Genomic DNA, 12,420 nt, shown 5'->3' with positions numbered 1-12,420 from the left:
GATCTCACAAGCGCTGCAAGGCTCAAGCCAGGAGCTTCGCAGCCATAACTCAATCCCCCCTTGCAATCCTCTGGTGGCGCCCCAATAAAAGCTGTTAGATTTCAGCCGGTTGAAACACCGGCCCCATTGGCCGGCAAAGGAACAACCCAATGATTGCAAAAGAAGCCCGCCAGGCCCTGGCGTTGCAGCGCTTCGCTGAAGCCAACCCGCAACTGCTCGAGGAAATTCGCGAGCTGGATGCGCGTGAGCAGGCCCAGCAAATCGAGTGGGCGTTCGAAGATGCCGCCGATGAGCAGGGGCTTCAGCCCTGGGAGCTGGCGTTGCAGCTGATCGCCGAAAGCCCTGAGCAGCTGCAGGCCATGCGCCTGGAGACTCATCGCGAAGTGGCCGAGGCACTGGGGATGGAGTGGGAGGAGTACTGCCAGTTCAACGAGATCGATCCTGAATAAGCGGTTGCTTTCAAGCTGGCGGTTGTTAGGCACGTTTTTCGGTTGCGTGCGGCCCATTGGGTGGTAGGCGGCCCTCTATATAAAGAGGCTCGGCACTTTACGGTGCGGGCCATGCAAGTTAATCGGCCGGCGAGGTTTCCCGTCGTCCCGGGTGGGGTGACTTCTGGTGCGTGACTCACTAGAATGTTCGCCCTTGATTCTGGAGTCGGGCTATCGCCGGCTAACGTCTGTGCAACGAGGAATATCCATGCAAGTTTCTGTTGAAAACACTTCCGCTCTCGAGCGCCGCATGACCATCGCCGTTCCGGCCGAGCGCGTCGAGAACGAAGTCAACAAGCGTCTGCAGCAGACTGCCAAGCGCGCCAAGGTCGCGGGCTTCCGCCCAGGCAAGGTGCCGATGAGCGTGATCCGTCAGCGTTTTGAAGCCGATGCCCGTCAAGAGGCCTTCGGTGACCTGGTCCAGGCTTCCTTCTACGAAGCCATCGTCGAGCAGAAGCTGAACCCAGCTGGCGCTCCGGCCGTTGAGCCGAAGTCGTTCGAGAAGGGCAAGGATCTGGAATTTGTTGCCATCTTCGAAGTGTTCCCGGAGTTCACCGTTGCCGGTTTCGACTCGATCAACGTCGAGCGCCTGAGCGCTGAAGTGGCCGACGCCGACCTGGACAACATGCTGGAAGTCCTGCGCAAGCAGAACACCCGCTTCGAAGCCGTTGAGCGCGCTGCGCAGAACGACGACCAGGTCAACATCGACTTCGTCGGCAAGGTCGACGGTGAAGTGTTCGCTGGCGGTTCCGCCAAGGGCACCCAGCTGGTACTGGGCTCCGGCCGCATGATCCCTGGCTTCGAAGACGGCCTGGTTGGCGCCAAGGCTGGCGAAGAGCGCGTTGTCAACGTGACCTTCCCAGAGGACTACCAGAACCTGGACCTGGCTGGCAAAGCCGCCGAGTTCACCATCACCGTCAACAGCGTTTCCGCGCCTGTGCTGCCAGAGCTGAACGAAGAATTCTTCGCCCAGTTCGGCATCAAAGAGACGACCCTGGAAGGCTTCCGCACCGAAGTTCGCAAGAACATGGAGCGTGAACTGCGCCAGGCGATCAAGACCAAGGTCAAGAACCAGGTCATGGACGGTCTGCTGGCCGCCAACCCGATCGAAGTGCCAAAGGCTCTGCTGGAGAACGAAGTCAACCGTCTGCGCGTGCAGGCTGTTCAGCAGTTCGGTGGCAACATCAAGCCTGAGCAACTGCCGGCCGAGCTGTTCGAAGAGCAAGCCAAGCGCCGTGTGGTGCTGGGCCTGATCGTCGCCGAAGTGGTCAAGCAGTTCGAACTGAAGCCGGACGAAGGCAAGGTTCGCGAAATGATCGAAGAAATGGCTTCGGCTTACCAAGAGCCTGAGCAGGTCATCTCCTGGTACTACAAGAACGACCAGCAGCTGAACGAAGTTCGTTCGGTTGTGCTGGAAGAACAAGTTGTAGATACTGTTCTGCAGAAAGCGACTGTGACCGACAAGTCGGTCTCGTACGAAGATGCCGTTAAGCCAGCACAGGCTCCTGCCGCCGCTGAGTAACAGGCTTCTCTCGTAGGAAACCCCCACAAGCCAGCCTTCGAGCTGGCTTGTGCGTTATCAAGCCATGACTATTTGGGAGTGAGCGCAGGACATGTCCCGCAATTCTTATATTCAGCAGAGCTCTGACATCCAGGCCGCAGGCGGCCTGGTCCCGATGGTTATCGAGCAGTCCGCCCGTGGCGAACGTGCCTACGACATCTACTCGCGCCTGTTGAAGGAGCGAGTGATTTTCCTGGTTGGCCCGGTAGAGGATTACATGGCCAACCTGGTAGTGGCGCAGCTGCTGTTCCTTGAGGCGGAAAACCCGGACAAGGATATCCATCTGTACATCAACTCCCCAGGCGGTTCGGTGACTGCAGGCATGTCGATCTACGACACCATGCAGTTCATCAAGCCGGATGTCTCGACCATCTGCATCGGCCAGGCCTGCAGCATGGGCGCGTTCCTGTTGGCCGCTGGTGCCAAGGGCAAGCGCCACTGCCTGCCGAACTCGCGCGTGATGATTCACCAGCCACTGGGCGGTTTCCAGGGCCAGGCGACCGATATCGAGATCCACGCCCAGGAAATTCTCAATATCAAGGCGCGCCTGAACGAGCTGCTGGCCTACCACACCGGCCAGGATCTCGAGACCATCAAGCGTGACACCGAACGTGACAACTTCATGAGCGCCTCGCGCGCGGCCGAGTACGGCCTGATCGACTCGGTGTACGACAAGCGGCAACTGGTGTCCTGAACCCAGGTTCCAGAGCAGGTAGGTGCGCAAAGCGCCTACCTGCGGACTTGAAAAAGCCCGCAATTGCCTTCATCTTGTGTTGCAAGCCTACCGGATTGGATCGATCGAATGACTGACACCCGTAACGGCGAGGACAGCGGCAAATTGCTTTATTGCTCCTTCTGCGGCAAAAGCCAGCACGAAGTGCGCAAACTGATTGCCGGGCCCTCGGTATTTATCTGCGACGAGTGCGTCGACCTGTGCAACGACATCATCCGTGAGGAGGTGCAGGAAGCCCAGGCCGAAAGCAGCGCGCACAAATTGCCTTCGCCGAAAGAAATCAGCGGCATCCTGGACCAGTACGTCATTGGTCAGGAGCGCGCCAAGAAGGTCCTGGCCGTAGCGGTGTACAACCACTACAAGCGCCTGAACCAGCGTGACAAGAAGGGCGACGAAGTCGAACTCGGCAAGAGCAACATCCTGCTCATCGGGCCTACTGGCTCGGGCAAGACCCTGCTCGCCGAAACTTTGGCACGCCTGTTGAACGTACCGTTCACCATTGCTGACGCCACCACCCTGACCGAAGCCGGTTATGTGGGTGAGGACGTCGAGAACATCATTCAGAAGCTGCTGCAGAAGTGCGACTACGACGTGGAAAAGGCCCAGATGGGCATTGTCTACATCGACGAGATCGACAAGATCTCGCGCAAGTCGGACAACCCGTCCATCACCCGCGACGTTTCGGGTGAAGGCGTGCAGCAGGCATTGCTGAAGCTGATTGAAGGCACCGTTGCTTCCGTTCCGCCGCAGGGCGGCCGCAAGCACCCGCAACAGGAATTCCTGCAGGTCGACACCCGCAACATCCTGTTCATCTGCGGTGGCGCCTTCTCCGGCCTGGAAAAGGTCATTCAGAACCGCTCCACCAAGGGTGGCATCGGTTTTGGCGCCGAAGTACGCAGCAAGGAAGAGGGCAAGAAGGTCGGCGAATCGCTGCGCGAAGTCGAGCCGGACGATCTGGTCAAGTTTGGCCTGATTCCCGAGTTCGTTGGCCGTTTGCCGGTGCTGGCGACCCTCGACGAGCTGGATGAGGCTGCACTGATGCAGATCCTCACTGAGCCGAAGAACGCCCTGACCAAGCAGTATGCCAGGCTGTTCGAGATGGAAAGCGTGGACCTCGAGTTCCGCACCGACGCCCTCAAGGCCGTCGCGCGCAAGGCCCTGGAGCGCAAGACCGGCGCCCGTGGCCTGCGTTCGATCCTCGAAGGCGTGCTGCTCGACACCATGTACGAGATTCCTTCGCAGAAGGACGTCAGCAAGGTGGTGATCGACGAGAGCGTCATCGAAGGCACCTCGCAGCCGCTGATGATCTACGAAAACAGCGAGCCGCAAGCCAAGGCCGCGCCCGACGCCTGATTGAGGCAAATGCCGGGTGATGGCAGCAAGCAAGGAAGGGGCCCTACGGGCCCCTTTCTGCTTTTCCTATGCAAGCGCTTGTAATTTCCCAACCGTGCCCCCACATTAGGTCCAAGCATCATTTCCACCGGTTTCCGGCCATAAGGCCGTTGTAGAGGCGAAATCATGAAGACCACCCTCGACTTGCCTCTTTTGCCATTGCGCGATGTCGTCGTCTATCCGCACATGGTCATCCCACTGTTCGTGGGGCGTGAGAAGTCTATCGAAGCCCTTGAGGCCGCGATGACGGGCGAGAAGCAGATCCTGCTGCTGGCCCAGAAAAACCCGGCCGATGACGATCCGGGCGAAGACGCCCTGTATCGGGTCGGTACCGTCGCTACCGTACTGCAACTGCTGAAGCTGCCCGATGGCACTGTCAAGGTGCTGGTCGAGGGCGAGCAGCGCGGTGCGGTCGAGCGTTTCACCGAAGTAGAAGGGCACATTCGTGCCGAAGTTTCCCTGATCGACGAAACCGACGCCGCCGAGCGTGAGTCGGAAGTCTTCGTGCGCACGCTGCTGTCGCAATTCGAGCAGTACGTGCAGCTGGGCAAGAAAGTCCCGGCCGAAGTGCTGTCGTCGCTGAACAGCATCGAAGAGCCCGGTCGCCTGGTCGATACCATGGCCGCGCACATGGCGCTGAAGATCGAGCAGAAGCAGGAAATCCTCGAGATCGTCGACCTGTCGACCCGGGTCGAGCACGTGCTGGCGCTGCTGGATGCCGAAATCGACCTGCTGCAGGTCGAGAAGCGCATCCGCGGTCGGGTCAAGAAACAGATGGAGCGCAGCCAGCGCGAGTACTACCTGAATGAGCAGATGAAGGCCATTCAGAAGGAGCTCGGCGATGGTGACGAAGGCCACAACGAAGTCGAGGAGCTGAAAAAGCGCATCGAAGGCGCTGGCCTGCCGAAAGACGCCCTGGCCAAGGCTCAGGCCGAGCTGAACAAGCTCAAGCAGATGTCGCCGATGTCCGCCGAGGCTACCGTGGTGCGGTCCTACCTCGACTGGCTCGTGCAGGTGCCGTGGAAGGCCCAGAGCAAGGTGCGCCTGGACCTGGCCAAGGCCGAGGAGATCCTCGACGCCGACCACTATGGCCTGGAAGAAGTCAAAGAGCGGATTCTCGAGTACCTCGCCGTGCAGAAGCGGGTGAAGAAGATCCGTGGCCCGGTTCTGTGCCTGGTTGGCCCGCCTGGCGTCGGCAAGACCTCGCTGGCCGAGTCGATTGCTGCCGCGACCAACCGCAAGTTCGTGCGCATGGCCCTGGGCGGCGTGCGTGACGAGGCCGAGATTCGTGGTCACCGTCGTACCTACATCGGTTCGATGCCTGGCCGCCTGATCCAGAAGATGACCAAGGTGGGTGTACGCAACCCGCTGTTCCTGCTCGACGAGATCGACAAGATGGGCAGCGACATGCGTGGCGACCCGGCCTCGGCGCTGCTGGAAGTGCTCGACCCCGAGCAGAACCACAATTTCAACGACCACTACCTGGAAGTCGATTACGACCTCTCGGACGTGATGTTCCTGTGCACCTCGAACTCGATGAACATTCCGCCGGCGCTGCTCGACCGTATGGAAGTCATCCGCCTGCCGGGCTATACCGAGGACGAGAAGATCAACATCGCGGTCAAGTACCTGACGCCCAAGCAGGTCAAGGCCAACGGTTTGAAAGCCGAAGAGCTGGACATCGACGTTTCGGCGATTCGCGACATCATCCGGTACTACACCCGCGAAGCCGGTGTGCGTGGCTTGGAGCGCCAGATCGCCAAGGTCTGCCGCAAGGTGGTCAAGGAACATACCGGGCAGAAACAGGTCAAGGTCAAGGTCACCAGCGAGCAGCTCGAGCATCTGCTCGGCGTGCGCAAGTTCCGCTACGGCCTGGCTGAGCAGCAGGATCAGATCGGCCAGGTCACCGGCCTGGCCTGGACCCAGGTGGGCGGCGAACTGCTGACCATCGAGTCGGTGGTCATCCCCGGCAAGGGCCAGCTGATCAAGACCGGCTCGCTGGGTGATGTCATGGTCGAATCGATCACTGCCGCGCAAACCGTGGTCCGCAGCCGCGCCCGCAGCTTGGGGATTGCCGCCGACTTCCACGAGAAGCATGACGTGCATATCCACATGCCCGAAGGCGCCACGCCGAAAGACGGCCCGAGTGCTGGTATCGGCATGTGCACCGCGCTGGTGTCGGCGCTGACGCAGATTCCGGTGCGTGCCGACGTGGCCATGACCGGTGAAATCACCCTGCGTGGGCAGGTATTGGCCATCGGCGGTTTGAAGGAAAAACTGCTGGCGGCACACCGTGGCGGGATCAAGACGGTGATCATTCCCGAGGAGAATGTTCGCGATCTGAAGGAAATTCCTGAGAACATCAAACAGGATCTGCAGATCAAACCGGTCAAATGGATTGACGAAGTCCTGCAAATTGCGCTGCAATACGCCCCGGAGCCCTTGCCAGATGTGGCTCCGGAGATTGTCGCTAAAGATGACAAACGCGACGGCGATGCTAAGGAAAGAATCAGCACGCATTAGTAGTTTTTGGCTGGGGGGCTTTCCTTGACAGTTTTTTCGGGGCCTTGCTATAAAGCGGCACGCTATTGTCAACAGGCCACCCAGCGCACGTTTCATAAGCTTTTCATTACATACTTAGAAACATACTCAATAGAGAAATAAGGGGACTTAGAGTGAACAAGTCGGAACTGATTGACGCTATCGCTGTATCGGCTGACATTTCCAAGGCTGCCGCCGGCAAAGCTCTGGACGCCGTGATCGACTCCGTAACTGGCGCCCTGAAACAAGGCGACGACGTCGTTCTGGTTGGCTTCGGTACCTTCTCGGTCAAAGAGCGCGCAGAGCGCACCGGCCGCAACCCGCAAACCGGCAAGGCGATCAAGATCGCTGCTGCCAAGGTTCCAGGTTTCAAGGCTGGCAAAGGCCTGAAAGACGCCGTCAACTAAGTCGTCTCTTTCAGCCGGACCCGGCCTGGCCAGGTCCGAGCACGCTGACGGCGGGCCGCAAACGTTCCCGCCTGACACGTTTGCTAAGAAAAGGCGCATCCTCGGATGCGCCTTTCTTTTATCAGGATTCTACCCACGCTCCGCGGTTGTCGACGCAGTGGTACAGCCGTTTCTGGGGGACGCATGCTGCAAAATATCAGGGACAATTCACAAGGTTGGATTGCCAAGACCATCATCGGCCTTATCGTCGTGTTGATGGCGTTGACCGGTTTTGAAGCCATCTTCAAGGCCGCCACTCACAGCCAGGACGCGGCTAAGGTAAACGGCGACACCATCAGCCTGAATGAGCTGAGCCAGGCCGCCGACATGCAGCGCCGCCAGCTGATGCAACAGTTGGGCAAGGATTTTGACCCAGCGGTGCTGGATGATAAGCGCCTGCGCGACGCCGCGCTCAAAGGTCTGATCGATCGCAAGCTGCTGCTGCAGGGTGCCAAAGATGCCAAGTTCGCCTTCTCTGAAGCTGCGCTGGACCAGGTGATTTTGCAGACGCCGGAATTTCAGGTCGATGGCAAGTTCAGTGCCGATCGTTTCGATCAGGTTATCCGCCAGCTGGGTTATGGCCGCATGCAGTTCCGTGACATGCTCGCGGAAGAGATGCTGATCGGTCAGCTGCGTACCGGTATTGCCGGCAGCAGCTTCGTCACCGACCAGCAGGTTGACGCCTTTGCCCGCCTGGAAAACCAGACGCGCGATTTCGCTACCCTGACCTTCAAGGCCGACCCGGCCGCGGTCAAGGTCAGCGATGACGAGGTCAAGGCGCATTACGACCAGCACGCCAAGGAGTTCATGACTCCGGACCAGGTGGTCATCGACTACATCGAGCTGAAGAAGTCGGCGTTCTTTGATCAGGTCAAGGTCACCGACGACGAGCTCAAGGCCCAGTACGAGAAGGAAATCGCCAACCTCGCCGAGCAGCGCCATGCCGCGCATATCCTCATCGAGGTCAACGACAAGGTTACCGACGCCCAGGCCAAGGCCAAGGCTGAAGAGGTCGAGCAGCGCCTGGCCAAGGGTGAAGACTTCGCCAAGCTGGCCAAGGAGTTCTCCCAGGACCCAGGTTCGGCCAGCAATGGCGGTGACCTCGGCTTCGCCGGCCCGGGCGTGTATGACCCGGCCTTCGAAGACGCCCTGTACAAGCTCAACGACGGCCAGGTATCGGCCCCGGTGCGCACCGAGTTCGGTTATCACCTGATCAAGCTGCTGGGCAAGCAGGCGCCGGAAGTGCCGAGCTTCGCCAGCCTGAAGGACAAGCTGACCCGGGATCTGAAAACCCCACTGGTCGAGCAGCGCTACGTCGATGCCAGCAAGCAGCTGCAGGATGCTGCCTACGAGGCCTCCGACCTGGCCCAGCCAGCTCAGGACCTGAACCTCAAGGTGCAGACCTCCGCACCGTTCGGCCGTGAAGGCGGCGAGGGCATCACTGCCAACCGTGGCGTGATCCAGGCTGCGTTCTCCGAAGAGGTGATGGATGAAGGTGCCAACAGCACTGCCATCGAGCTCGACCCGGAAACCACCGTCGTACTGCGGGTCAAGGAGCACCGCAAGCCGGAGCAACTGCCGCTGGAAGCCGTGGCCAAGCACATCAGCGAACACCTGGCCAAGGAGAAGGCGACCGCCGAACTCAAGACCAAGGCGGACAAGCTGATCGCCGGCCTGCGTGACGGTTCCATTGCCGCTGCTGGTGCTCACGATGGTCAGGCGTGGAAGGCTCACGAAGCCGTCACCCGCGGTCAGGACGGTATCGACCCGGCCGAGCTGCAGGCGCTGTTCCGCCTGGCCAAGCCCCAAGCCAAGGACAAGCCGGTCTACGGCAGTGTGGTCCTGGCCGACGGCAGCCTGGTCGTGTTGCAGCTCAAGGGCGTCAATGAAGGTGCAGCCGCCAGCGACGACGAGAAGCAGCAGATCCGCCGCTACCTCGCCTCGCGTGCTGGCCAGCAGGACTTCGCGGCCTACCGCAAGCAGCTAGAAGGCACTGCCGACATCACCCGCTACTGAGTGATGGATGCATGATGAAACAGGCCGCTCGATGCGGCCTGTTTCTTATCTGCTGCCTGTACCGGCCTCTTCGCGGGTACAGGCAACACAAGGCCTAGGTCCTAGCGTTTCTTCCCCTCATAGTTGTCCAGCGTATCCCGCGCAATCTCCCGGCCCAGTGCGATCAGTTCCGGTGCCTTGTAGAACTCGAAAAACCGGCACACCCGCTTGGGCACGTTGATCAGCACATCCGGCGGGTACCCGGCAATCTTGTACTGCGCCAGCGAGGTCTGCATCACCTCGAAGCTCTGGTTGATCAGGTCGAGCAGTGAGGCCGGCCCGACGTTGTCGATGATGAACGAACCCGTTGCCGACTTCGGCGCGCCTTCACGCTCGGGTGCTGCAGCGGGTTGCTGGGCTTCGGGGTCGGCCGTGTCGGCCAGCCACGGATTAGGCGGTGCCAGCCCTTCGGCGACGATCTCCTGCTCGATGCGCATCAGCTCTTCGGCAGGCTTGCGCCGAAATGGCAGGTGCGAGCCGAGTGAGCTGAGCAGGGCATCGAAACGCATCTTGAAGGCTGCCGGCCGGTCGATCACCGGCAGTTGATACTGCTTCTGGTTGGTGGCGTTGAGGTTGACCGCGATGATGAGGTCGCAGTGGCTGGACACCACGGGTACGATCGGCAGCGGGTTGAGGATGCCACCGTCGACCAGCATGCGGTTGCCCTGCATCACTGGCGTGAACAGGCTCGGAATCGCCGCCGAAGCACGCATGGCCTGATGCAGGCAGCCTTCCTGGAACCAGATTTCCTGCTGGTTGGTAAGGTCGGTCGCCACCGCCGTGTAGGGGATGCGCAACTGCTCGATATTCATGTCGCCGACGATCTTGCGGATCTGCCCGAACACCTTGTCGCCGCGGATGGCGCCCAGGCGGAAGCTGACATCGACCAGGCGCAGCACGTCCAGGTAGTCCAGGCTTTCGATCCAGTTGCGGTACTCGTCGAGTTTACCGGCCGCGTAGATACCGCCAATCACCGCACCCATGGAGCAGCCGGCGATGCAGGCGATGTCGTAGCCGCGCCGTTCGATTTCCTCGATCACGCCGATATGGGCATAGCCACGAGCGCCTCCCGATCCCAACACCAATGCCACGCGTTTGCCCATGAGCTTTCCTCGGCTTTTGCCACCATGGTCCTACAATGCACCGAGCGTTGCCTGTGCTTCAATAAACACTCTAGGCAAAGCATGTCAGGGCGGCACTTTTCATCCGCCCGGGCGTCGAACAGCCACTCTATTTCAACCGTTGAGGTAACACCGATGAAAGCCTGGATCTGCCTTCCACTGATTGCCCTGGCGCTGGCGGGATGCGCGGGCAAGACGGCCTATCGCGAAAGCTGCGCGACTCAGCTCGATGCCGCCTGGAAGGAGCTTGACCTGGCCAAGGCCGAAGGCTTTGCCGGTGCCGTGAGTTATTCCAAAGCGTTGTCGCTGCTGACCGGTGCCAAGACCCAGCAGCAGTTCGAAGGGTATGAAAGCTGCACCCACAAAGCCGAAAAGGCCCGCTTCTACATTCGTGAGTCGCGCGCCGGGCGCTGACAGAGGAGCGTCACATGTCCGCCATGCTCGATCATGTCGTTGCCCAGCTACTGGCCTTGCAGGTGCGCCTGCTGGCCTGTCGCGAGCGCCTGGCCGCCGATACCGACAGCGAGGCCCTGCACGACCTGCGCACCACAGTGCGGCGCTTGCGTAGCCTGTTGAGGCCATTGCGCGGGCTGCCGGGGGTTGAGCAGCTGGAGGAGGCTGCCCGATCCTTGGGCACATTGACCACGCCGTTGCGTGATCGTGAGGTGCTGGCCGCTGAGCTCAACGGGCGCGGTCATGCCCAGGCCGGGCAGCGGCGCCTGGAAGGGCGGAGCAGAACCTTTGCCAGCGTTGCAGCCAGCCCGCAGTTGACCCGGGTGCTGGCGATTGTCGATGCGTTCCCGTTGTTTCTGCGTGCGGCGGATCGCGAGGGGCTGACCCGGTCGCTGGGCAGGCGCATCGACAGGCGCCTGGTCAAGCAGTGGCACAAGCTGCGCAAGGCGCTGCAGGACCCAGCCCATGATCGCCATCGCTTGCGCCTGCTGATCAAGCGGGCGCGTTACGGTGACGAGGCCTATCCGCAGCTCGATCATGCCGGTAAGAAGCTGCAGCGCCTGCTGAAAAAGGCCCAGGGTGATCTGGGTGATTGGCATGACCGTTTGCAGTGGCTGCTGCAGGCCAAGGACCACCCCGACCTGGCGCCTTGCAAGGTCGACTGGGAGCAGGAGTTGCACGAGGCTGAGCGCAAGTCCGATATCACGCTGGACGCGCTCCAGGCAGCGCTCAAGCGGCGTCAGCCCGGCAAATGACCGATATGCGGGCTGATTGGTCGAGGTTTGCTGGCTAGTATGGGCGGACCTTTCGCTGTAGGCAGGAGCCGGCCGATGAATTTCAACCAATTGCTCGATGCTGTGGGGGAAAACCCCGACGCGGTCAGCGTTCCGCCCAGCTGGGCCCAGGGGCGCGCCGTGTTCGGTGGCCTGATGGCGGCCATGGTTCATGAAAGCATGCGCCTGAAGCTCACCGATGATCGCCCGGTGCGCTCGCTGGCGATCAGCTTCGTCAGCCCGGCGGCAGCCGATGTACCCATTCGTTTCGAGGTCGAGGTGCTGCGCGAGGGCAAAGCGGTCAGCACGTTGCTGGGCCGGGCCATTCAGGATGGCCAGGTGGTGACGCTGGTGCAGGGTAATTTCGGAGCGGGTCGGCCATCAGTGGTCGATGTTGCGCCAGCACCCGCGGTCGAGATGAAGCCACTCGAGCAATCGGCGCCGGAATTGCCTTACATCAAAGGTGTCACCCCGGAGTTCATGCGCCATGTCGCCCTGCGCTGGGCAGTGGGTGGTTTGCCGTTCAGCGGCAACCCGTCGCGCCATATGGGCGGGTGGGTGCGCTTGCGCGATGTGGCCGAAGAGCAGGTCAACGAGGCGCACTTGCTGGCGCTGGTGGATGCCTGGCCACCGAGCCTGCTGCCGTTCCTCAAGCAACCGGCGGCGGGCAGTACACTGACCTGGACCATCGAATTCATCCAGCCGACGGCGAAACTGTCGACGCTGGACTGGTGCCGTTACCGTGTCGAGACCGAGCATGCCCGTGATGGTTACGGGCATGCAGCCGCTGCGCTGTGGACAGCTGAAGGCGAGCTGCTGGCCTTGAGCCGGCAGACGGTAACAGTGTTCGCCTGACC

11 protein-coding genes are annotated in these 12,420 nt (G+C 60.9%); 10 read left to right on the top strand and 1 reads right to left on the bottom strand.

Annotation, left to right across the window (positions count from 1 at the left end):
- Positions 1-149 precede the first annotated feature (149 nt).
- The 7 genes from APH28_RS05595 (at position 150) to APH28_RS05565 (ending at position 9,177) form a co-directional block, all read left to right on the top strand.
- Positions 150-449 carry a DUF6388 family protein gene (locus tag APH28_RS05595; RefSeq protein WP_060507988.1) on the top strand — a complete coding sequence of 100 codons (300 nt, stop codon included), beginning with the start codon at positions 150-152 and terminating at the stop codon, positions 447-449.
- A 247-nt stretch (positions 450-696) separates the two neighbouring features.
- Positions 697-2,010, top strand: a complete 1,314-nt coding sequence (gene tig, locus APH28_RS05590; RefSeq protein ID WP_060507987.1) for a trigger factor — start codon at positions 697-699, stop codon at positions 2,008-2,010.
- A 91-nt stretch (positions 2,011-2,101) separates the two neighbouring features.
- Positions 2,102-2,743 carry an ATP-dependent Clp endopeptidase proteolytic subunit ClpP gene (gene clpP / locus APH28_RS05585; RefSeq protein ID WP_060507986.1) on the top strand — a complete coding sequence of 214 codons (642 nt, stop codon included), beginning with the start codon at positions 2,102-2,104 and terminating at the stop codon, positions 2,741-2,743.
- Positions 2,744-2,851: 108 nt separating this feature from the next.
- Positions 2,852-4,135, top strand: a complete 1,284-nt coding sequence (gene clpX, locus APH28_RS05580; protein ID WP_060507985.1) for an ATP-dependent Clp protease ATP-binding subunit ClpX — start codon at positions 2,852-2,854, stop codon at positions 4,133-4,135.
- Positions 4,136-4,300: 165 nt separating this feature from the next.
- Complete coding sequence (gene lon, locus APH28_RS05575) at positions 4,301-6,697, top strand: endopeptidase La (protein WP_060507984.1); 2,397 nt, start codon at positions 4,301-4,303, stop codon at positions 6,695-6,697.
- A gap of 152 nt (positions 6,698-6,849) precedes the next feature.
- Complete coding sequence (gene hupB, locus APH28_RS05570) at positions 6,850-7,122, top strand: nucleoid-associated protein HU-beta (RefSeq protein ID WP_060507983.1); 273 nt, start codon at positions 6,850-6,852, stop codon at positions 7,120-7,122.
- 183 nt (positions 7,123-7,305) lie between these two features.
- Positions 7,306-9,177: a SurA N-terminal domain-containing protein gene (locus tag APH28_RS05565; protein WP_060507982.1), complete on the top strand. Its 1,872-nt coding sequence runs from the start codon at positions 7,306-7,308 to the stop codon at positions 9,175-9,177.
- 101 nt (positions 9,178-9,278) lie between these two features.
- Here the strand turns inward: APH28_RS05565 and APH28_RS05560 are convergent, their stop codons facing one another.
- The gene (locus APH28_RS05560; RefSeq protein ID WP_060507981.1) at positions 9,279-10,319 is read right to left on the bottom strand and encodes a patatin-like phospholipase family protein; all 1,041 of its coding nucleotides are present in this window, start codon (positions 10,317-10,319) and stop codon (positions 9,279-9,281) included.
- A 153-nt stretch (positions 10,320-10,472) separates the two neighbouring features.
- On the opposite strand from APH28_RS05560, the gene APH28_RS05555 reads away from it, so the two are divergent.
- The 3 genes from APH28_RS05555 (at position 10,473) to APH28_RS05545 (ending at position 12,418) form a co-directional block, all read left to right on the top strand.
- Complete coding sequence (locus APH28_RS05555) at positions 10,473-10,751, top strand: hypothetical protein (RefSeq protein ID WP_060507980.1); 279 nt, start codon at positions 10,473-10,475, stop codon at positions 10,749-10,751.
- Between the two features lie 14 nt (positions 10,752-10,765).
- The gene (locus APH28_RS05550; RefSeq protein ID WP_060507979.1) at positions 10,766-11,545 is read left to right on the top strand and encodes a CHAD domain-containing protein; all 780 of its coding nucleotides are present in this window, start codon (positions 10,766-10,768) and stop codon (positions 11,543-11,545) included.
- 75 nt (positions 11,546-11,620) lie between these two features.
- Complete coding sequence (locus APH28_RS05545; protein ID WP_060507978.1) at positions 11,621-12,418, top strand: acyl-CoA thioesterase II; 798 nt, start codon at positions 11,621-11,623, stop codon at positions 12,416-12,418.
- The last annotated feature ends 2 nt before the right edge of the window (positions 12,419-12,420 follow it).

The sequence above is a fragment of the Pseudomonas sp. NBRC 111124 genome (genome assembly GCF_001320245.1).
Classification (GTDB): Bacteria; Pseudomonadota; Gammaproteobacteria; order Pseudomonadales; family Pseudomonadaceae; genus Aquipseudomonas.
The sequence above is the reverse complement of the archived record's forward strand: the minus strand, read 5'-3'. Positions and strand labels throughout refer to the sequence as shown.

What these genes read in the sequence shown, in the direction of transcription:
- APH28_RS05595 (WP_060507988.1), top strand. Translation starts at nt 150, where the DNA reads ATGATTGCAAAAGAAGCCCGCCAGGCCCTGGCGTTGCAGCGCTTCGCT.
- tig (WP_060507987.1), top strand. Translation starts at nt 697, where the DNA reads ATGCAAGTTTCTGTTGAAAACACTTCCGCTCTCGAGCGCCGCATGACC.
- clpP (WP_060507986.1), top strand. Translation starts at nt 2,102, where the DNA reads ATGTCCCGCAATTCTTATATTCAGCAGAGCTCTGACATCCAGGCCGCA.
- clpX (WP_060507985.1), top strand. Translation starts at nt 2,852, where the DNA reads ATGACTGACACCCGTAACGGCGAGGACAGCGGCAAATTGCTTTATTGC.
- lon (WP_060507984.1), top strand. Translation starts at nt 4,301, where the DNA reads ATGAAGACCACCCTCGACTTGCCTCTTTTGCCATTGCGCGATGTCGTC.
- APH28_RS05565 (WP_060507982.1), top strand. Translation starts at nt 7,306, where the DNA reads ATGCTGCAAAATATCAGGGACAATTCACAAGGTTGGATTGCCAAGACC.
- APH28_RS05560 (WP_060507981.1), bottom strand. Translation starts at nt 10,319, where the DNA reads ATGGGCAAACGCGTGGCATTGGTGTTGGGATCGGGAGGCGCTCGTGGC.
- APH28_RS05555 (WP_060507980.1), top strand. Translation starts at nt 10,473, where the DNA reads ATGAAAGCCTGGATCTGCCTTCCACTGATTGCCCTGGCGCTGGCGGGA.
- APH28_RS05550 (WP_060507979.1), top strand. Translation starts at nt 10,766, where the DNA reads ATGTCCGCCATGCTCGATCATGTCGTTGCCCAGCTACTGGCCTTGCAG.
- APH28_RS05545 (WP_060507978.1), top strand. Translation starts at nt 11,621, where the DNA reads ATGAATTTCAACCAATTGCTCGATGCTGTGGGGGAAAACCCCGACGCG.